The sequence below is a fragment of the Methylobacterium sp. B4 genome (genome assembly GCF_003201865.1).
GTDB lineage: Bacteria > Pseudomonadota > Alphaproteobacteria > Rhizobiales > Beijerinckiaceae > Methylobacterium.
The window spans coordinates 592,992-613,369 of record NZ_QJJJ01000001.1; the positions used below are offsets into that span (position 1 = coordinate 592,992).

12 protein-coding genes are annotated in these 20,378 nt (G+C 68.4%); 4 read left to right on the plus strand and 8 right to left on the minus strand.

Annotated elements, in window-relative coordinates:
- Positions 1–27: 27 nt before the first annotated feature.
- The 6 genes from treS to BY998_RS02920 all read right to left on the minus strand — a co-directional run bounded on the left by treS (position 28) and on the right by BY998_RS02920 (position 15,095).
- Positions 28–3,294, minus strand: coding sequence for a maltose alpha-D-glucosyltransferase (gene treS / locus BY998_RS02895; protein ID WP_110350090.1), 3,267 nt, complete (start codon positions 3,292–3,294; stop codon positions 28–30).
- A gap of 185 nt (positions 3,295–3,479) precedes the next feature.
- On the minus strand, positions 3,480–6,857 hold the full coding sequence (locus tag BY998_RS02900; protein ID WP_110350091.1) for a maltotransferase domain-containing protein: 3,378 nt from the start codon (positions 6,855–6,857) through the stop codon (positions 3,480–3,482).
- A 57-nt stretch (positions 6,858–6,914) separates the two neighbouring features.
- Complete coding sequence (locus tag BY998_RS02905) at positions 6,915–11,840, minus strand: malto-oligosyltrehalose synthase (RefSeq protein WP_245421456.1); 4,926 nt, start codon at positions 11,838–11,840, stop codon at positions 6,915–6,917.
- 26 nt (positions 11,841–11,866) lie between these two features.
- Positions 11,867–13,672 carry a malto-oligosyltrehalose trehalohydrolase gene (gene treZ / locus BY998_RS02910; protein ID WP_110350262.1) on the minus strand — a complete coding sequence of 602 codons (1,806 nt, stop codon included), beginning with the start codon at positions 13,670–13,672 and terminating at the stop codon, positions 11,867–11,869.
- Positions 13,673–13,922: 250 nt separating this feature from the next.
- On the minus strand, positions 13,923–14,402 hold the full coding sequence (locus BY998_RS02915) for a DUF2852 domain-containing protein (protein WP_110350263.1): 480 nt from the start codon (positions 14,400–14,402) through the stop codon (positions 13,923–13,925).
- 69 nt (positions 14,403–14,471) lie between these two features.
- Positions 14,472–15,095: a TetR/AcrR family transcriptional regulator gene (locus BY998_RS02920; protein WP_110350093.1), complete on the minus strand. Its 624-nt coding sequence runs from the start codon at positions 15,093–15,095 to the stop codon at positions 14,472–14,474.
- A 208-nt stretch (positions 15,096–15,303) separates the two neighbouring features.
- Between BY998_RS02920 and zigA the strand changes: the two genes are divergently transcribed.
- Genes zigA through speG form a run of 3 tightly spaced genes read left to right on the plus strand, consistent with a single transcriptional unit; the run spans position 15,304 to position 17,467 of the window.
- On the plus strand, positions 15,304–16,524 hold the full coding sequence (gene zigA / locus BY998_RS02925) for a zinc metallochaperone GTPase ZigA (RefSeq protein WP_110350094.1): 1,221 nt from the start codon (positions 15,304–15,306) through the stop codon (positions 16,522–16,524).
- 17 nt (positions 16,525–16,541) lie between these two features.
- Positions 16,542–16,862, plus strand: a complete 321-nt coding sequence (locus tag BY998_RS02930) for a hypothetical protein (protein WP_110350095.1) — start codon at positions 16,542–16,544, stop codon at positions 16,860–16,862.
- 56 nt (positions 16,863–16,918) lie between these two features.
- Positions 16,919–17,467, plus strand: a complete 549-nt coding sequence (gene speG, locus BY998_RS02935) for a spermidine N1-acetyltransferase (protein ID WP_110350096.1) — start codon at positions 16,919–16,921, stop codon at positions 17,465–17,467.
- A 64-nt stretch (positions 17,468–17,531) separates the two neighbouring features.
- Here speG and BY998_RS02940 read toward each other — a convergent pair whose 3' ends face one another.
- Both BY998_RS02940 and BY998_RS02945 read right to left on the minus strand, forming a co-directional pair.
- A complete protein-coding gene (locus BY998_RS02940) occupies positions 17,532–17,945 on the minus strand; it encodes a hypothetical protein (protein WP_110350097.1) in 414 nt (137 codons plus the stop codon).
- 113 nt (positions 17,946–18,058) lie between these two features.
- Positions 18,059–18,919, minus strand: coding sequence for a hypothetical protein (locus tag BY998_RS02945; protein WP_110350098.1), 861 nt, complete (start codon positions 18,917–18,919; stop codon positions 18,059–18,061).
- A 349-nt stretch (positions 18,920–19,268) separates the two neighbouring features.
- On the opposite strand from BY998_RS02945, the gene BY998_RS02950 reads away from it, so the two are divergent.
- The gene (locus BY998_RS02950) at positions 19,269–20,303 is read left to right on the plus strand and encodes an aspartate-semialdehyde dehydrogenase (RefSeq protein WP_110350099.1); all 1,035 of its coding nucleotides are present in this window, start codon (positions 19,269–19,271) and stop codon (positions 20,301–20,303) included.
- The last annotated feature ends 75 nt before the right edge of the window (positions 20,304–20,378 follow it).

Here is a 20,378-nt window from a genome sequence, read left to right on the forward strand (position 1 = left end):
ATACGGATCGGCCCGAGCGCGTGCCTTTCAGGCCGAAGCGCGGTCGCGCTTGGCCTCGTCCAGTATGTTGAGAACACCCCGTGCCGGAATTTCGATCCAGTCGGGACGGTTATTGACCTCGTAATCGACCTCGTAGAGCGCCTTGGCGAGCAGGCTCAGACGAAGCAGGCCGCGCTGCGTTTCGGCATCCTCCACCGCGGCGGGGCTGCCGGCCACGGTCTGTCCGTAGCCGTCGAGGAAGGCTGCATCGATCATGCCACGCCACGCGATGGCGGCGTTGCGGGCACGCTCCTCGCTGTCGGCGAAGCGGGCCGCGATCTCGCGCACCACGGTCTCGGCGCCGTAGGCGAAGGAGCGCAGCATGCCCGCCACGTCCCGCAGCGGCGTCGCCTTGGCACGGCGCTGCTCGACCGGTCGCGAGGGCTCGCCCTCGAAGTCCACGATGACCAGATCGCCCTCGGAGGCGAGCACCTGACCGAGATGGTAGTCGCCGTGGATGCGGGTCTTGCGGGCACCGCGCAGGGGGCCGGCGGCAAGTTCGTCGATCAACGCCTCGACCTCGCCACGGCGGGTGGCCAGCGCCTCGCTCGCCGAGCCCGGCGACCAGGCGGTGATGGCGTCGAGCCCCTTGAAGGCCCGCGCGGCCTGATGGCGGGCATCCTCCGCGAGCGCCGCGAGATCCGCCTCGCCGAACGGCTCGACCGCGAAGGCGGGATCGTCGGTGTCGATGGCGAAGGCCCGGTGCAGCTCGGCCGTGCGCTGGCCGAGAAGGACCGCCCAGCGCAGATGCGCGTGGAAGGCTTCGTCCGGCTGCGGCGCCTCGCTCTCGGGGGCGAGCACAACCGTCTCGAAGTCGCGGCGCAGGCCTTCCAGCATCAGCGTCCAGGCGTCGCCCTGGTTGAGGACGAAGCGCTGGAGCAGGGCGAGCGCCGTGCGGGTGCCGTCCTCGGACACGTGCTCCACCACGCCGAGCAGGGCCGGGGTGTTGGGGAAGTGCGCGTCTTCCGTGAGGAAGCGGCCGATCTCGATCTCCGGATGCGTGCCGGGCTGGAGGCGCCGCAGCAGCTTGAGCATCATCCGCGCGCCGATGGCAATCGAGGTGTTGCTCTGCTCGGCCGAGAGACGGCGCACGTCGGCGGCCTCGAAGGGCACCTCGGGATCGTAGGCGCTCGTCGTCGAGAAGACGATGCTGCCGCGCTCGGACGGGATCGTCACGCCGTCGCGCATGGCCTCGATCAGGGCGATCGCGAAGGGCGCGGCGGCGGCGGCCTCGTAGAGCAAGCCGGTGCGGGGACCACGACGCACGCGGGCGACCGCGTGGTCCATCAGCGCTTCGTCCTCGCGGCCCTCGTCGACCGCGAGCGGCACGAAGTAGTCCTGGCGCTCGCCGTTGGCGAGCGTCACCGCCACCCGCGGCAGCAGGAACTTGCCCTCGCCGGAAGCGTCCTTGACGATGGCGCTGTCATCGACCTGCACGGCCTTGATGCGCGAGCCTTTGGCGCCGAACCAGCGGCGTGAGCCGATGAAGGGCGGGGCCACCGTGCGCTCGAAGGCGGTGCGCTCGCGGCCCTTGATCAGCGTCTCGACGCCGCCGGTGAGCACCAGGGTGAACAGCTCGGGCGTGGCCGGCTGCGGGCCGATCTCGCCGGAATTCGCGACTGAGAGCGAGAACCAGTAGAAGCCGTAGGACGGCAGGGTCAGCAGGTAGGGCAGCTCGCCGATGGCCGGGAAGGCACTGCCGCCGGTCAGCTCGATCGGGATCGCGCCGCGCAGGTCGGAGAGGTCGAGCTGCACCGCCTGCGGCGCGCGCGAGAGGTTGGCGACGCAGAGAATGCGCTCGTTCTCATGCTCGCGCAGCCATGCCAGCACCTTACGGTTGGTGGGGTAGAGGAACTGGATTGCACCGCGCCCGAGCGCGACTGAGTTGTTGCGGATCGCGATCATGCGCCGCGTCCAGTTCAGCAGGCTGGTCTGCGCCTGGGTCTGCGCCTCGACGTTGATGGCGTCGTAGCCGTAGATCGGGTCCTGGATCGCGGGCAGGAACAGCTTCTGCGGATTGGCTCGCGAGAAGCCGCCGTTGCGGTCGGGCGACCACTGCATGGGCGTGCGCACGCCGTCGCGGTCGCCGAGATAGATGTTGTCGCCCATGCCGATCTCGTCGCCGTAATAGAGCACCGGCGTGCCGGGCATCGACAGGACGAGGGACTTCATCAGCTCGATCTTGCGCCGGTCGTTCTCCAGGAGCGGCGCGAGGCGGCGGCGGATGCCGAGATTGATGCGGGCGCGCCGCTCGGCGGCGTAGAACGACCAGAGGTAGTCACGCTCTTCCGCCGTGACCATTTCGAGCGTCAGCTCGTCGTGGTTGCGCAGGAAGATCGCCCACTGGCAGCCCTCCGGAATCTCCGGCGTCTGGCGCATGATGTCGGTGATCGGATGCCGATCCTCCCGGGCGATCGCCATGTACATGCGCGGCATCAGCGGGAAGTGGAACGCCATGTGGCATTCGTCGCCCTCGCCGAAATACTGCGCCGTCTCCTCCGGCCACTGGTTGGCTTCCGCCAGCAGCATCCGGTCGGGATACTCGGCGTCGAGCGCGGCGCGGATCGCCTTGATGACGTCGTGCGTCTCGGACAGGTTCTCGCAGTTCGTGCCGTCGCGCTCGATCAGGTAGGGGATCGCGTCGAGGCGCAGGCCGTCCACGCCCATGTCGAGCCAGTAGCGCATCACCTCGATCACGGCCTCGAGCACGGCCGGGTTGTCGAAGTTGAGATCGGGCTGGTGCGAGTAGAAGCGGTGCCAGAAATACTGTTTGGCGACCGGATCCCAGGTCCAGTTCGAGACCTCGGTGTCGAGAAAGATGATGCGCGTATCGGAGTACTTGTCGTCCGTGTCGGACCAGACGTAAAAATCGCGTTCCGGGCTCCCGGCCGGCGCCTCGCGGGCGCGCTGGAACCAGGGATGCTGATCCGAGGTGTGGTTGATGACCAGCTCGGTGATGACGCGCAGGCCGCGCTCGTGGGCGGCCTGCACGAAATGCCGGAAATCCTCCATCGTCCCGTACGACGGATTGATGTCGCGGTAATCGGCGATGTCGTAGCCGTCGTCGCGCAAGGGCGAGGGATAGAACGGCATGATCCAGAGCGCCGTGACGCCGAGATCGCGAACGTAGTCGAGTTTTTGGGTCAGGCCCTCGAAATCGCCGATCCCGTCATTCGTCGAATCGAAGAACGACTTGACGTGAATCTGGTAGATGATGGCGTCACGGTACCACTGCGGATCGCTGCGATCGATCATCCCGTCGCTGCCTCACGTCACTTTCGAGAGCGGAACCGGGCCGTGCGGCGCCGGGCTGCGGGCTTCCTCGGCCCGCTTCTTGGCGAGAACACGACGGTGACCGCCGTTTCCCGCCCGATCTAGAGCCGCCCGCGCCGAAAGTGGAGGACACTTCGGCGCGAGGCAGCCAGAGGTCATAGATTTCGTTAGGCACTCCGCCGCGGACGGATCCGCCAGAGGATGGCCGAGCGGTCGGCCGGATCGAGCGCGATCCGGTGGCTCTTGCCGTAGAGCTCGAACTTGTAGCCCAGCAGCAGATCCTCGACCTCGACCGCGCCGTCGTCCGGCAGGCCGAGCAGCCAGAGCGGAACCTCGTAGGTGCATTCCTGACGGTTCTTCGGGTCGAGGTTGACCATGACGAACACGCAGTTGTCGCGCTCCGGCGTCACCTTCGCATAGGCGATGATGCTGTCGTTCGAGGCCCCCGTGAAGTGGATGTTCCGGAAGTCCCACAGGGCCGGGTTGTCCCGCCGGGCCTGATTGAGCTTGATGATGTGCTCGCGGATGTTGCCGGGGCGGTCGTAATCCCAGGCCTTCAGCTCGTACTTCTCCGAGTTGAGATACTCCTCCTTGCCCGGATAGGGCGCGGCCTCACACAGCTCGAAGCCGTTATAGATGCCGTAGATCGAGGAGAGCGTCGCCGCCAGCGTCGCGCGCACGACGAAGCCCGCCCGTCCGCTGGTCTGGAGATAGTAGGGGTTGATGTCCGGCGTGTTGGCAAAGAAGTTCGGACGATAATACTCGCCCATCTCGCCGGCCAGTTCGAGAGCGTACTCGGTCAGCTCCTGCTTCGTGTTGCGCCACGTGAAGTAGGTGTAGCTCTGCTGATAGCCAGCCTTGGCGAGCTTCTTCATCATCTTCGGCCGGGTGAAAGCCTCCGCGAGGAAGATTGCGTCCGGGTACTGGGCGTTCACTTCCGCCAGCATCCATTCCCAGAACGGGATCGGCTTGGTGTGCGGGTTGTCGACCCGGAAGATGCGGGCGCCGTGCGCGCACCAGCCGAGCACGATGTCGCGCAGCTCGATCCAAAGCGAGGGCAGCGCTCCGGCGTAGAAGTGGACGTTGGAGATGTCCTCGTACTTCTTCGGCGGGTTCTCGGCGAATTTCAGCGTGCCGTCGGGGCGCCACTCGAACCATTCGGGATGGTTCTTGATCCAGGGATGGTCCGGCGAGCACTGGATCGCGAAGTCGATCGCGACCTCCATGCCGTGGGCGTGCGAGGCCGCCACGAGCTGGCGGAAATCCTCCAGCGTGCCGAGTTCGGGATGCACGGCCTCGTGGCCGCCCTCCTCCGAGCCCACCGCATAGACCGAACCCACATCTCCGGGCTCGGCCTTCAGGGTGTTGTTCTTGCCCTTGCGGTTGGTCTTCCCGATCGGGTGGATCGGCGTAAAGTAGAGCACGTCGAAGCCGAGTTCGCGGATCTCGGGCAGACGGCGGATCACGTCCGCAAAGGTGCCGTGCCGGTTCGGATCGCCCGATTGCGAGCGCGGGAAGATCTCGTACCAAGCGGAGAAGCGCGCCGCGAGGCGGTCGGCGATGACCGGGATGTTCACCGGATAGCGCGTGGCGTTCACGCGCTCGGCGTTGCGCCGGATCAGCGCGGTCGATTCCGGCGTCAGGATCTTCTCGAGGATGGCGGGCGAGCCCTCCGGCTCGGCGGCCAGCGAACGGATCAGCGCGTCGAGACGCTGCTTTTCCGCCCCGCTCGCCAGATCCTCGGCGATCTGGATCAGTTCGACGCCCTCAATGGTCTCGAGGCGGATATCGACGCCCGCATCGCGCTTCTTCAGCGTGTCGCGCATCCAGGAAGAGAAGCCGTCCCGCCACGCCTCGATGGTGAACTCGTAGCGGGCGTTCCGCTCCAGCGGGAAATGGCCGGCCCAGCGATCGTTGTCGACGAACACCATCGGGTCGCGCCGCCACGCCTCCTCGCCGACCACGCGGGAGAGGATCGCCGCGTTGATGATCTCGTGGCCGTCGGAGAAGATGTCGGCTTCGACGCGCACCTGCTCGCCGACGACGCGCTTTACCGCCGAGCGACCACCGTCGATCTCCGGCGTCACCGCCTCGATGACGACGCGTCCCTTGCCGTCCGGGACGGTCGAGGGCGGCGGAGCCGCGACCTTCGCGCGCTCGGCGACGAGGATGCGCAATTCGCCCGGCCGCAGGTCGATGCTGGCGCCGGGATGGAAGGCGATGGGCTCGGCCTCCGGCGTGCGATCCACGAAGGCGGCGAGCTGGCCGCCGGTGCGCTCGATCAGGTGGCCGGCATCCACGGGCGCGGGGCTCTCGCCGGGATTGAACAGAACCAGCGTCGCCGAATGCGCCGAGGCCGGGTGGCCGGTGTCGGTGCGGAACAGGGCGGTGAAGGGCGCGTCCGGCGCCGACAGGCGCATCTGCGCGCCCTCGACATTGGCCGCCGGGATTTCGGCCTTCAGTGCGTTGATCGCTTTCACGTAGCCCGCGATGTCGATGCCGGTATCGTGCTCGCGCGACGCCGGGTCGGTCTCGACCACGTGCAGCGCGCGGCGGTAGCCCCACTCGTAGCCGATCGGCATCAGCACGCCGGCCGAGAAGAAGGCGGCGAGCGCGTAGCGCGTCTTCAGCCGCTCGGCGACCGCCGCCGCGTCGCCTGTCATCTCGGCGGCGAGGCGGGCCATGTCGTGATTCTCGGGGAAGGCGATGGAGGGCGCCACGATCCGGAGGCGCTCGTACTGCTCCAGGGCCCAGGGCGCCTTGAGGTTCCACCATGCGAAGGAGTTGAACAGGTAGTCGAACCCTGCGCCCGCGGTGGCCTGCGCCTCTTCGAAGGTGCAGCCCAGCGTCTCGGCCGCGAACAGCGTCTCGGGCTCGCGCTGCTTGGCCGCCTGGATCAGGGCGCGCCAGACATCCGGCGGCACCTTGTAAGCGGCGTCGCAGCGGAAGCCGCGCACGCCGAGACCCTGAAGCTTTGCGATGTAGCCGTCGAAGATCCGCGTCAGCTCGGTCCGGGCATGCTCGGAATGGTAGTCGAGTTCGATCAGGTCGCCCCAGACCGTGCGCTTCGTGGGATCGTCCGGATCGATCGCCGCGGGGCTGACCGGCTTGCCCTCGCTGTCGCGCACGAACAGGTCCGGCCGCTCATGGAAGAGCCGCGCGTTGTCGGCGGTGTGGTTGATGACGAGATCGCTCATCACCGCGATGCCGTGCGAGTCCGCCGCCCGGCAGAAGCGGGCGATCTGCTCGTCGTCCGGCGTGCCGTCACCGTCGCGGAAACGCTCGTCCAGCCGGTCGAGATCGGCCACGGCGTAGAGGCTGCGCGAACCGCCGGTCTGATGGAACGGGTTCAGGTAGACCCAATCGAAACCGAGTTCCGCGATGCGCGGCAGCTCCGCCGTCCAGGCCGAGACCGTTCCGACAAGCAGCGGAAACAGGTTGTAGATGCGCGGCCCCTCCGCGCGGGGGGCGAAGGCGGCGGGCAGCACCACCGTCCCCGCTTCGGTCCGCGTCGCGGGCGTCGTCGCGGTGCTCGGTGCGTTCATGGCTCGCCTTCCGTCTTTTTGCATCAGGTCTCGCACGTTCCGATGGGCCGGACTGCCTCAGGCGGTCCGCCGCAGCACCAGATAGGGCAGCTCCGCAAAGAGCCGACCGAGATCGAGCCGATCATCCGCCGCATCGACCGCGCCGCCTCCGATCACGTCCTCCCAGTGGCTGCCCGCCGGCACGGACAGGACGGTTCCGGCGAACGCCTCGCCCGTCCAACCCGATTCGGGCGTCAGCCGTGCGACGAGCCGGGGCACGGCGACGAGCAGATCACCCTCGCCGGAGGTTGCCGCCGAGCGGGTGAAGGCCACGACATGGGCCGCGCGCTCGCCCTCGGCCGCGAGCGGACGGTAATCGGCATCGGCGTAGAAGGCCGGGCGGGCGGCCCGGTCCGCGAGGAGCCGGACCAGCGTCGCCTGCTTGACCCGGCCGTCTCGCCAGGCGCCCATCAGCCCGGCCGGTGCCTCGCCGGCTTCCAGCGCCCGGCTCCGCTCCTCGTAATCGACCGGCCGGCGGTTGTCGGGATCGACGAAGGAGAAGTCCCAGAACTCGGTGCCCTGGTAGGTGTCCGGGATGCCGGGCAGCGTGCATTTCAGCACCGTCCGCCCGAGCCCGGCGATCATGCCGAGATAGGCGAGCCGCCGCACCAGGGGCCTCAGCCGGGCGAGGCAGTCGGAGCCGGGCGCCACGAGCTCGGCGAAGAGCGCGTGGACCGCACCCTCGTAGGCCTCGTCGACGTTGACCCAGCTCGAGCGGCGCTTGCCCTCGCGCAGAGCCTTCTCGGAATAGGCGTCGAGCCGCTTGCGGAAATCCTCGACCGCCTCCGGATCGTCGCTGTCCAGAAGCTCCAGAGGCCACGCCCCGAGGATGGCCTGGAGGAACATCCACTGGTCGTTCGGATCGGGCGCGGCTTCGCCCTCGACCTTGCCGAGATACGGCTCGGACGCGCGCCGCCACGTATCCCAGGCCCGAGCCCATTCCTCCGGCAGTTCCGAGAGGGCGAGTTGGCGCGAGCGGGCATCCTCGCCGCGCTTGGTGTCGTGGGTCGCCGTGGTGATCATGGCGTTCGGCCAGTCGCGGGCGCGGGCGGCCTGGAGCGCGTGGAAATGCTCCAGGTCGATGCCGTACTCACCCGGATCGCCGCCGACCTCGTTGAGCGCCAGCAATTCCACGAAGCGGTAGAACAGCGTGTCTTCCAGGCTCTTGGCCATGACCGGGCCGGTGAGCTGCTGGAAGCGGCGGCGGTAGCGCAGCACCACCTGCGGGTCGGGCTGTCCCGCACCGCCGACATCGATCCGTCCGAGGAGAGCGTCCGCGGCGAAATCGTGCACCGAGCGGTCCGGCAGAGCGCTCCAGCGCTTGGCCTTGCGCACGGCGCCCTCGATCAGCCGCACATCCTCCAGCTCGATCTCGGTCTCGTCGAGATCACCCGGCAGGTAGGAGCGGTAGACGGGGAAGCGCGCCACGATCTCGATCAGCGCGCGGCGGATCGCGTTGGTGGAGAAGTCCCGCGTACGCCGGTCGGAATCGGCGATCTGCTTGAGGTCCCCGGTCATCACCTCCAACTCGGAGGCGAAGCTGATCTCGAGAATCTCGGCCTTGGCCGCCCGGAACTGGAAGCCGTAATTCTCGTCCGCATCGGTGGCCCAGCGGTAGAATTTCTCGATGCGCGGCCTCAGGGCGCGATCGACCAGAATGCCGTCGAGCTGGTTGAGCACGTCGTAGCCGGTGGTGCCGGCGACTGGCCAGTCGCGCAGCTTCTCGCCGGGCTCCAGGATCTTCTCGACCACGATGTAGAAGCCGGGACCGACCGCGGCCTGGAGGGCGCGGGCGTAGTTCAGCGGGTCTGCCAACCCATCGATATGGTCGATGCGCAGACCGTCGATCCGGCCCTCGCCGATGAGGCGGAACAGCAGGTCGTGGGACTTCGTGAAGACGTCCGACAACTCGACCCGCAGGCCGGCCAGCGAGTTCACGTCGAAGAAGCGGCGGTAATTGATGTCGCTCGAAGCGATGCGCCAATGGGCGAGCCGGTAGGATTGCTGCTCCAGCAACCGGTGCAGCGGGCCGAAGGAATCGGGATAGTCGCGGTTGCCGTTGAGCAGGTGCAGCGCCCGGTAGATCGAGGCTGCGATCTGGGGCGAGGCGCGCACCGCACCGGCGAGTTGCCGCTTCAGGGCCTCGGCGGCCTCCGGCAGGGCCCGGCGGCGCTCAGGATTCGTCTCCTCGCCCATCATGCGCAGGCGCTCGGTGATCGAGAGAACCTCCGCAGACATGTCGTCGCCAACCTCGCCGAGGGCAGCCAGCGCCCGGTTGAGGATGGTCGGGTATTGCAGCGGGCAGACGGGAAACTGATGCTCGTAGTGCCAGACGCTGAAGGCGCCGGACGCCTCGTCGAAGCGCAATTCCAGCGTGCCCTTCTCCAGCGCCTCGCCGTAGCGCTCGCCGAGGAAGGGGATGACCAGCTTGCCGTTGGCGCCCAGACGCTCCCAATCGATGTCGAAGGCGTTGGCGGCCGGTGACAGCCCCCCCCATTCGAGCACCGAGAGCCACCAGGGATTGTCCGCCCCGCCGACGCCCATGTGGTTGGGCACGATGTCGAGAAGCAGCTTCAGGCCGTGCGTGTGGAGCGCATCCGTGAAGCTGCGAAACCCCTCCTCGCCGCCGATCTCCGGGTTGATCTGCGAGTGATCGACGATGTCGTAGCCGTGGGTCGAGCCCGGCCGCGCCCGCTGCAAGGGTGAGGCGTAGACGTGGCTGATGCCGAGCTTCTGCAGGTAGGGGACGATCTTTTCGGCATCCGCGAAGGTGAAGCCCTCGTGGAACTGCAGGCGGTAGGTCGCCCTTGGCGGAGCCGAGGCGAGGCGAGCGGCACCGGAGCGCGGCCCACGCTCCTCGGCCGAAAGGGCGGCGGCAAGTTTGGCGAGCGGCCCGCCCGGGGCGGCGATGGCTTCGAGGTTGCGGTCGAGCTTGCGCCGCCAGTTCGGATAGCCCTCGGTCGAGCCCGGGACGTTGGCTTGGCTGAGTTCGCCGACCACGTCCTCGTATTGCACGGCGGTGAGGATCGAGGGCGCGCGGGCGAGATAGCGCGCGGCTGCCTCCAACGGCGCGTGTTCCGGCGGTTCGGCACTCGGGAGAAGCTGCTGGCTCGCCAGCGCCTCAGAGAGGCGCCAGCGCTCGGCGACGCGCTCCGTGCGCTCGGCCTCGGCCCGCTCGGCGTCGTAGAGCCCGAGCGACTGGCGCGTGTCGGTGTCGACGCCCCGCCACCAGCCGACGAAGGTCGGCAGGTCGTGGGTCGTGATCGCGGTCAGCGCATCCTTCGGATAGGCCTCCGGCGCCTTGAAGGCGCCGCCCGGCTCGCGCTCGAAGGCGAGGATGCGGTAGCTCAGGATGCCCGAGGCCATCAACGCGTCGGAGAAGCCCTCCGGCGCTGTCCCGAGATCCTCGGCGATGACGAGGCACTTGGCGCGGTGGCTCTCCAGGCGCAGCACCGCGAGCATCGGCTCGAGTGGCATTGCCACGTAGGCGCCCTCCCGGGCCGAGCGCCCGAGCGGAATCAGGAAGAGTCGCGCGAGCTGGAAGGCGTGATCGATGCGGATCGCGCCCGCGTGGCGCATGTTCGCCCTCACCAGCGCCCGGAAGGCCTTGAGGCCGTCGCGCTCCATCTCCAGCGGGTCGAAGGCGGGCAGGCCCCAATCCTGGCCCCTGGGCGCGAGCAGGTCCGGCGGCGCGCCGATCGAGACGCCGTTGGCAAAGCGCTCGGGATGCGACCAGATCTCGGAGCCGCCCCGGTCGGCGCCCACCGCGAGGTCGCGGTAGAGCCCGAGCCGCATGCCGGACTTCAGCGCGAGTTCCGACGAAGTCTTGAGCTGGCTGTCGGCGAGGTATTGCAGGAAGATGTGGTAGTCGATGCGCTCAGCATGCGCTTCGGCGAAGGCGCCCACGGCCTCGGTACCGGCCCGGCGAAGCTCCTCGGGCCAATCCCCCAGCCAGTGCGCGCCCTGCGCACGGAAATGCTCGGACAGCGCATCGAAGGTCGCGTGCGAGCGAAGGTTCTCGCCGCCCTCCTCCCGGAAGGCCTCGAAGCCGGCGTCCCTCCCGGCGCGCGCCGGCGACTCCGCCCAGAAGGCTTCGAGGATCGGGGAGAGAACCTCCCAGACGCCGGCATGATCGACCAGCGAGGTGTCGCGCAGCGCTTCGATGCGGCTGCGGTGGCTCTCCAGCAGTTCCGCCGCACGGCTGCCGGCAAAGCCCGGGAGCGCCCCCGGCTCGATGTAGAGCGTTTCGAGGAAGAGCCGCGAGGACGGGGAATAGGGCGAGATCTTCGCCCGATCCGAAGGAAACAGGGCGTGGGCCGGGCTGAGGCCCAGGAACGACGCGCCGCGGAGCGCGGCATCGCGGGCAGCGCGGCCGGCATCGGCATAGGTGCCGATGCCGAGGTTGCTCGGCGAGCGCAGGCCGTAGAGCTGCGCGGCCAGACCCCAGTCGCGGGCGCCGTCCTCGGCATAGGCCCGCGGGCGCCAGCAGCGCTGCGGCGCGGCAACGATCCAAGCCTGGGCTTTCCGCTCGCCGACGCTCACCGTGAGCTGATGGTAACCGGGCGTCAGCGGCGGCAGGTCGAAGCCGGCGCCTTCCTCCGAGAGCGTGAGCGTCGCCCGCCCCTCGCGGGAGCGCTCGTGCTCATCGACGAGCCGCCACGCCACCGCGCCCGCCGACGCGTCCGTCCGCAGCGGCACATGCAGGCCGCGCCGCGCCTCCGCCGCGATCAGCGGCGGGATCAGGTTGCCGCGGACCGCCTCGACCGCCGCGAGGCTCCTGTCGATCGCCGCGTCGTCGCCGGCGGCGAAGCCGAGGGCTTCGAGCATCAGGCGGCGCGTTTCCAGGGGCGTGTCGACCCTCTGCCCGAAGGCGTCGGTGAAGCCGTCCGCGATGCCGACGAGATGGGCGAGACGTTCGAGGGCAGTCACGTCGGTGGAACTCACGTCTGCGGAACTCTGGTCTGGAAAGCTCACGTGCCGCCCCCGATCAGGAAGACACCGGTCCAGGTGGGAAGATGCATGGCCTGTCGCGAGGCGCCGTTCGACCAGATCACCTGGCCCTCCGCGGCGCTCGCCTCGAAGTCCTCGTTGCCGACATTGGCGACGAAGCGGAGCCAGCCGCCCTCGTAGCGCCAAGTGCAGTCCACGACGCCGGGCGCGGGGATCTCGGCCTTCGCGCCGAGGTAGCGGGTCTTGGTCAGCGGCACCACGCTCTGCCGGCGGATCTGCAGCAGGTTGCGGGTGTCGGCCCAAACGGCGCGGTGCGGCTCGGTCTCGGCCTCGTCCCAGTCGATCTTCGAATCCTCGAAGGTCTTGGCCTCGGTGGGATCGGGGATCACCGAGGTGTCATCCGCGAAGGCGGCGAAGCTCTTGAACTCGCGGCGGCGTCCCTCGCGCACGGCCTTGTTCAGCTCCTCGTCCGGCGCAAAATCGACGAAGAACAGGAACGGCGCCGAGGCCGACCATTCCTCACCCATCCACAGCATCGGAATCTGCGGCGCCAGCAGCAGCCCGGCGCGGGCGAGGGCCAGTTTTTTAGGGTCGGCGAGATGGCTCAGGCGCTCGCCGAGGGCGCGATTGCCGACCTGATCGTGGTTCTGCAGGAAGGTGACGAAGGCCGAGGGCGGGAGGTGTGCCGAGGGCTCGCCGCGGGGATGATTGTCGAGAGTCGGAAAAGGCTCGCCCTGATAGGCGAAGCCCTCGGCGAGGCAGCGGGCCAGATGCTCGACCGGCTTGTCGGCGAAGCTCTCGTAGTAGCCGGCATCCTCGCCCGTCAGCAGCACGTGCCAGCAATGGTGCAGGTCGTCGGCCCATTGCGCGCTGTGCAGGATCGGCTGCCCCTTGTCGTCCCGCTCCAGCCAGCGGGCTTGGTTCGCCTCGTTCTCGAGGATCAGGTGGACGTGCCGGTCCGGGAAGGTCGTGCGGATCGTCTCTCCGAGTTCGGCCAGGAAGTGCTTCTCGGAATCATCGAGGATGGCGTGCACCGCGTCGAAGCGGATGCCGTCGAAATGATATTCCTTCAGCCAATAGAGCGCGTTCTCGATGAAGTAGTCGCGCACGACCGGGCCGGATTCACGCCCATCGAAGTTGATCCCCGCGCCCCAGGGCGTCTGATGGCGCTCGGTGAAGAAGGTCTTGGCGTAGGCGTGGAGGTAATTCCCGGCCGGGCCGAAGTGATTGTAGACGCAATCGATCAGTACCATCAGGCCCTTGGCGTGGGCGCTGTCGATCAGGCGCTTGAGATCGTCGGGTCGGCCATAGGCTGCGTCGGGTGCGTAGGGCAGCACGCCGTCGTAGCCCCAGTTGCGCGTGCCCTTGAAGTCGGCCAGCGGCAGCAGCTCGATGGCCGTGACGCCCAGGTCGACCAGATCGTCGAGACGCTTCTCTAGAGCCGCGTAGGTCCCCTCCGGCGTCGCCGTGCCGACATGCAGCTCGTAGACGATGGCCTCCTGCCAGGGCCGGCCGGTCCAGGCGCCGTCCGACCACGCGTAGGCGTTGGGATCGATCACCTCGGAGGGCTCGGACACGTCGTCCGGCTGGAAGCGGGAGGCGGGGTCCGGAACCACCAGACCGCCATCGATACGGAAGCCGTAGCGCGCGCCGGCCCGCACGCCCGGCAGCGTCGTGCGGCGCCAGCCCTCGCCGACATCGGGGATCGGGTGGTCGGTCCCGTCCACGACGAGGGAAACGTCCTTGGCGGTGGGTGCCCAGAGGGCAAACCGCACACCGTCCTCGGCAAACTCGCTGCCGAACCGCATCGCATGGGCGCGCCGCATCAGGCCACCGATCTCCACTGGAAAACGAACGTCGTTCGGGCTGGCGGGCGTCTCTCGTGTCTCACAAGGCGCCCGTGCGCCCGCTTGTTCCCGGAGGCGGCAGTTATGGCGTCGCCGGCCCGCGGCAACCGCCCGACGCGACGGAATCGCTGCACTGCAATCAAATTGGCCCGAACGGACGAAGGGCCCCCTGCCGGCTGGCAGGAGGCCCTTCCTTGATCGTGCTGCTGGTTCGGTCTGTGCCGAGGGGTCAGGCCTCGATGGTCGGCCCACCGCCCTCGGAACGGCGCTTGGCCATGAAGGCGTCGAACTGCTCGCGGTCCTTGGCCCGCTTCAGCTCCTCGACGAAGTCGGCAAATGCCCGGCTTTCCTCCTGCAGGGCACGGCGGCGTGCCTCCAGGCGCTCAAGCTCGGCACGGCGATACTCTTCGAATGCCCAGTTGCCGCTGGTCGCACCCGTGCCGGTCCGGGCCGTGGCGGCCTCGAAGGCGCGGGCGAAGCGGGACGAACCGTTGCCGCCCGCGAAGCTGAAGCTGCCGCTCTTGGCGAACTCCTTCATCTGGCCGAGCGCGGGGTAGCCCGCGATCTTCCAGGCGACATAGGCGACGGCGATCGGCCACCAGTAGACGAAACCGACGACGATCGCTCCGATTTCGAGCGAGCGCTTGGGAAAAGGACCGCTGCGGTGGGACGCGCCGCAGGACCAGGGAGAGGTAGAGGACGTGTTCACGGCTTGGGGCTCCGGGGTGTGCATGTGAACAACATTCACATGCGGACCCGCCTTGACGGTTTCAAGGGCTCAAGTCTCGCCCTTCGCGCGAATTCCGGCGCCGTGGACGAGGGCGAGCACGCCCGCGCGCAGAAGCTCGTACTTGTCGGGCCCCGATTTGGGCAGTTGGCCAGCCGCCGCCAGCGTCGCGATGCCGTGCGAGAGTGCCCAGACCTCCAGCGCCAGGAAGCGTGGGTCGACGCCGTCGAAACCATCGGGGAAGGTCGCGCGCAGGGCCTCGACCAGAAGGTCGAAGGGGTTTGGCCGGTCCGGCACGGGGCCGGCGGAGAGCCCGCGCACCTCGAAGATCGCCGCGTAGTAGCCCGGTTCCTCTTCGGCGAAGGCGAGATAGGCTTCACCCATGCGGGTGAACCGTTCCAAGGGTGTGCCGCGCCCGGTCAGCGCCCGGGCCAGCCGGTCGGCGAGATCGGCAAAGCCGCGGCCGGCCACCTCTTCCAGCAAGGCCTCGCGGCCACGGAAGTGGCGGTAGAGAGCAGCGGGAGTCACGCCGACGAGGCGGGCCGCATCGACCAGAGTGAAGCCGCCGATGCCCCGCTCGGCGATGAAGCGGCGCGCGGCCTCGATCAGCGCTTCCTTCAGGTTGCCGTGGTGGTAGCCACGCCGGTCGCCCGGTCCCTCGCGCCAGGGTCGCACCCGAAACTCCTCAGACGTTTCCATGCCGCAAGGCCGCTGCCCTGTCGTTCAGGGCAACGCACGGCACCGGAGGCACGCTTCGTCGCGGCGCCCCATCACGGCCTTTTCCCGCAGCTAGGTCTACGAGTCGACCATCAATTCGAGATTCTTTCGCTTGACGGGGCCCTACGATTTGAATGTTATAATGTTACAAATCGTAGGATTCTCGATGCCGCAATCCGATCTCCGCCTTTCCGTCACCGTGCTGTCCGGCTTCCTCGGAGCGGGCAAGACGACCCTGCTCAACCATGTCCTGAACAATCGCGAGGGTCGGCGCGTCGCGGTGATCGTCAACGACATGAGCGAGGTGAACATCGACGCCGACCTCGTCCGGGACGGCGGCGCGAACCTCTCGCGCACCGACGAGCGGCTCGTGGAGATGACGAACGGCTGCATCTGCTGCACCCTGCGCGACGATCTTCTCGCCGAGGTGCGCCGCCTCGCCGCCGAGGGCCGCTTCGACTACCTGCTGATCGAGGGTACCGGGATCGCCGAGCCGTTGCCGGTGGCGAGCACCTTCTCCTTCCGCGACGAGGCCGGCCACGCGCTCTGCGATGTGGCGCGGCTCGACACTATGGTGACCGTGGTCGATGCGGTGAACCTGCTGAGGGATTACGGCTCGAACGACTTCCTGCGCCAGCGCGGCGAGACCGCCGGAGCGGACGACAGCCGCACGCTCGTGGATCTCCTCGTGGAGCAGATCGAGTTCGCCGATGTGGTGGTGATCAACAAGGCGGGCGATGTCACGGCGGATCGGCTCGATCTCGTGCGCGCCGTGGTGCGCGGGCTCAACGCGGATGCGCGTATCATCGAGGCCGTCCGCGGACGGGTGCCGCCGGACGCGATCCTCGATACCGGCCTGTTCGACGAGGAGAAGGCGCAGGAGCACCCGCTCTGGTTCAAGGAACTCTACGGCGCACACGCCCACGTCCCCGAAACGGAGGAGTACGGAATCGGCTCCTTCGTTTACCGGGCGCGGCGCCCCTTCGACCCCGCCCGCTTTCAGGCCTTCGCGAACACGACCTGGCCGGGGCTGATCCGGGCCAAGGGCCATTTCTGGCTCGCGACCCGGCCCGAATGGGTCGGCGCCTTCTCGCTCGCCGGCGCGGTGGCGCATATCGGCGCGATGGGCTTCTGGTGGGCGGCCGTGCCGCGCAAGCGCTGGCCGGAGGAGGCAGTCTTCCGCGAGCGCCTCGACACGGTCTGGAGCGAGGTCTGGGGCGACCGGCGTCAAGAGCTCGTCTTCATCGGCCGGGGCATGGACCGGGAGGCGATCACCGCCGGACTCGATGCCTGCCTCGTCGGGTCGGCCGATGCGAGGCGCTTCGACCCGGAAGCCTATCGCCACCTGCCCGACCCCTTCCCGGCCTGGCGCCGGGCGGCGGCCTGACCGGCACCGATCCCCCGATGGGATTCGTCAGCCTCAAGGATTGGCGGGCCCGCTCCGCCGGACTCGCCCGTGCGGCGGCGCGGGCGAAGGCCTTGATCGGCCCGGCCCTCGGGCTCACCGAGGCGGACGCGCTGTCGGTCAACGAGATCGCCTGCTCCGATCCCGGTTGCCCGGATGTGGAGACGATCGTGCTGGTGATGCGGGCGGGGGAGCCGACGCGGGCTTTGCGCCTAGCCCGCCCGCTCGATGCCGTGGACGCGGCCGCCGCCCGCGTCCTGGCCGTGGAGGAGGCGCGGCTCCGCGGCGTTCCGGAGCCGGCTTTCATCATTTCGTCTTGAACGGCGTGGGAGTAGGCCAGACCTTCATCGCGTTCACGCCCCGGCCGAGCACGGACATGAGTATCAAGCTGAGACCGCTGGAGCGCGAGGATCTCCTCTTCGTGCACCAGCTCAACAACAATGACAGCATCATGCGCTACTGGTTCGAGGAGGCCTACGAGTCCTTCGCCGAACTGGCGCAGCTCTACGAGCGCAACATCCACAACCAGACCGAGCGGCGTTTCATCATCGCCAACGAACGCGGCGAGCCCGCCGGCATGGTCGAGTTGGTGGAGATCAACCATCTCCACCGCCGCTGCGAGTTCCAGATCGCGATCCACCCCGACTGCCAGGGAAAGGGCTACGCCAAGCGTGCGACCCGCATCGCCATCGACTACGCTTTCAAGGTGCTCAACATCCACAAGCTCTATCTGCACGTGGACAAGGATAACAAGCGCGCCGCCGGCATCTACGAGAGCTGCGGCTTCCGGCCTGAGGGTATCCTGAAGGACGAGTTCTTCGTGAACGGGCGCTACCGGGATGCGGTGCGCATGTGCCTATTCCAGCCCCACTACCTCGCCGAGCGCGGCGCGGGCGACGTCGCCGAGCCGGTGCTCAAGACCTGATCGAAGGTCCGGACATGAAAACGGGCCCCGAAGGGCCCGCGATCATGCCGAGACACGGACGATCCTAGCGGTAAGGGTTGCCGTAGCGTGCCACGTAGGAGGTCGGGTCGATCGCATCGAAGGCCGAGAGGTCGACGTTGCGGATCGCCGAGGAACGGGCGCCGATGAACGGGCCGTTGGTGATCGGATCGGGCAGGACGCCGGTGCCGTAGCGGTCGTTGCGGCCGTAAGGCGGGTTGAGCTGTGTCGACGCGGCGATGAAGGCCGGGTTGGTCGCCGGGTTCGAGACCGATCCGTTGCCCGGCTCGACCACGTTGCCGGCATCGAGCCAGGAGCGCGGGCGAATGCGGATCGGCAGCGGCTGGCTCACGCGCACGTAGCCGGGGTTGCCGTAGGGGCCCTGCGCCTCCGCACTGGTGCCAAAGCCGATCGCGGTGAGGGTCATGGCGCCCAGAAGGGCAAGCTTGGTCGAGCGCATGGCGTACCTTGTCGAGTGAGAGGCGACTGTACGGGCCGTTCGTTAAGAATCCCGCTTGTTGCAGAGTAGACGTTCTGGCGTGGCTGTTGTTCCCGCAATATGGCAGCGCTTGGCTAATTTCGCCGCGATTTCGCCGCATTGTGCGGCGGCGCACCGGCTACGGCGATCGAGCCCGTCCGGTCGCCCGGCCCCGTGCCTGCCACCGCCTCCGGCTGGCAGGCGCTCGCGCCCGTGGCCATGTCGGCACCGAGATTCGCTGCGACCTGTCCCGCAAGGGCGATCCGGTCGATGGCGCAGGCCACGGCCTTGGGCTCGGGGGCCTGTCCGAGGATGCCGCAGAGCCAGCCGTCGACGCTGACGGCTTTCAGGTCGAGGCTGCGGAAACCGGTGCAGCTTCGCCGGCCCTCCCCCGCCAGGGTCGCCTCGACGGTCTCGAAGCTGCCGAGGCGCGTCGCGACGACGCCGCGCTCGCCCGTGCGGGTCACGGACAGGCCGCGCCCGTCCGCAGCTCGGCGCACCAGGGTGACGAAGAGACTTGGGGCCGCCTCCGTCCGCGCGCCGGCATCCGTGGCGGTCACGAGGAGATAGGGGGCCTCGATCGTGTCGAAGGCCCCCTGGCTCACGCTGTCCTCGCGCTGGCCGAGGCCGGCATTCCAGCGGGTGGGTTCGGCCCGGGGCGCGAGTTCGGCGGCCTCCGCCCGGAGCGTCAGGAGCGGCTCCGTCGCCGCGACGGCCCGGCGCGCGCCCTCCTGCGCCCGCGGCGGTTCGCGCCAGGCTTGAGGCGGCTCCGGAGCGGCGGCCCGATCCCGGGCGACGAGGGACAGGCCGGCGATCAGTGCCGCGCAAGCGGCGAGCTTGCCCGCGAGCCGCGCCCGGCGGAACGGGCGAGGCCGGGACAGGGCATGGCGGTCCTCGTCCCTCTCGTGGTCCTCGTCGTGCGAGTGATCCGGGGCGTCGTCCTGTCGGGGGAGCATGCGCAGGCCTTTGTCGGGTCCGCGGGGCCGGGGAGCCCTCGCCGTCGCGCCATCCCTGCCCGATGCGCTCCCACCGACCGGTTGCGGACGGGCGCCCCGTCCTCCGAATTCTCGGCCGATGGTGAATCGTCGGTTGCCGCCCGTGACCCGGCGACAGCCGGCGCCCCTTGACAGGCGCGCGCGCCGGGCATCTTGCTCGCGGCGCCTGAAGAGCCCACCTCGACGACGAATCGGGGCGGGCTCTTCAGCCTATGGGATCTTCCCGAAGATAGGGCCCGCGCGGTGCGTCCGCCGGCCACGGGAAGAGGCGGGCCGGTTGCAATTCGCCCGCGCAGCGGAGTTTGGTGAGATGGGTTACAAGGTCGCCGTCGTCGGAGCCACGGGCAATGTGGGCCGCGAGATGCTCGACATTCTGGCCGAGCGCGCCTTTCCGGCCGACGAGGTCGTTGCGCTCGCCTCGCGCCGCAGCCAGGGGCAGGAAGTCTCTTTCGGCGACAAGATTCTCAAGGTCAAAGTCCTCGACACCTACGACTTCTCCGACACCGACATCTGCCTGATGTCGGCGGGTGGCGACGCGTCGAAGGAGTGGAGCCCGCGCATCGGCCAGCAGGGTTGCGTCGTGATTGATAACTCGTCGGCCTTCCGCTACGACGCCGACGTGCCGCTGATCGTGCCCGAGGTGAACGCCGATGCGGTGGTGGGTTTCACCAAGCGCAACATCATCGCCAACCCGAACTGCTCGACCGCGCAGCTCGTCGTGGCGCTGAAGCCGCTCCACGAGGCGGCCACCATCAAGCGCGTCGTGGTCTCGACCTACCAATCCGTCTCCGGCGCGGGCAAGGATGCCATGGACGAGCTGTTCAGCCAAACGCGCGCAGTATTCACCGCAGGTGAAGTGGTTACAAAAAAATTCACCAAGCGCATCGCCTTCAACGTCATCCCGCACATCGATGTGTTCATGGAGGACGGCTACACGAAGGAAGAGTGGAAGATGGTCGCCGAGACCAAGAAGATGCTCGATCCCAAGATCAAGCTCACGGCGACCGCGGTGCGGGTGCCGGTCTTCATCGGCCATGCCGAGGCGGTGAACGTCGAGTTCGAGCGCCCGCTCTCCCCCGAGCAGGCCACGGAGATCCTGCGCGCCGCGCCCGGCGTGCTGGTGATCGATAAGCGCGAGAACGGCGGCTACATGACCCCGCACGAGGCGGCGGGCGAGGACGCCACCTACATCTCCCGCATGCGCGAGGACGCCACGGTCGAGAACGGCCTGAACTTCTGGTGCGTCTCGGACAACCTTCGCAAGGGCGCGGCCCTCAACGCGGTGCAGATCGCCGAGGTGCTGGTGAACCGCAAGCTGCTGAACAAGGCCAAGCGGGCGGCCTGATCCTCAAGCCCTCCATTGATGACGTCGCGAAGCGCCGCCCCTCGGGGCGGCGTTGTCGTTTGGGTGACCAGGAGC

Excerpts from the sequence above, each read along its gene's own strand:
- speG (WP_110350096.1), top strand. The coding sequence starts at position 16,919 with ATGAGTATCAAGCTGAGACCGCTGGAGCGCGAGGATCTCCTCTTCGTG.
- BY998_RS02950 (WP_110350099.1), top strand. The coding sequence starts at position 19,269 with ATGGGTTACAAGGTCGCCGTCGTCGGAGCCACGGGCAATGTGGGCCGC.
- BY998_RS02930 (WP_110350095.1), top strand. The coding sequence starts at position 16,542 with ATGGGATTCGTCAGCCTCAAGGATTGGCGGGCCCGCTCCGCCGGACTC.
- treS (WP_110350090.1), bottom strand. The coding sequence starts at position 3,294 with ATGATCGATCGCAGCGATCCGCAGTGGTACCGTGACGCCATCATCTAC.
- BY998_RS02945 (WP_110350098.1), bottom strand. The coding sequence starts at position 18,919 with ATGCTCCCCCGACAGGACGACGCCCCGGATCACTCGCACGACGAGGAC.
- zigA (WP_110350094.1), top strand. The coding sequence starts at position 15,304 with ATGCCGCAATCCGATCTCCGCCTTTCCGTCACCGTGCTGTCCGGCTTC.
- BY998_RS02900 (WP_110350091.1), bottom strand. The coding sequence starts at position 6,857 with ATGAACGCACCGAGCACCGCGACGACGCCCGCGACGCGGACCGAAGCG.
- BY998_RS02940 (WP_110350097.1), bottom strand. The coding sequence starts at position 17,945 with ATGCGCTCGACCAAGCTTGCCCTTCTGGGCGCCATGACCCTCACCGCG.
- treZ (WP_110350262.1), bottom strand. The coding sequence starts at position 13,672 with ATGCGGCGCGCCCATGCGATGCGGTTCGGCAGCGAGTTTGCCGAGGAC.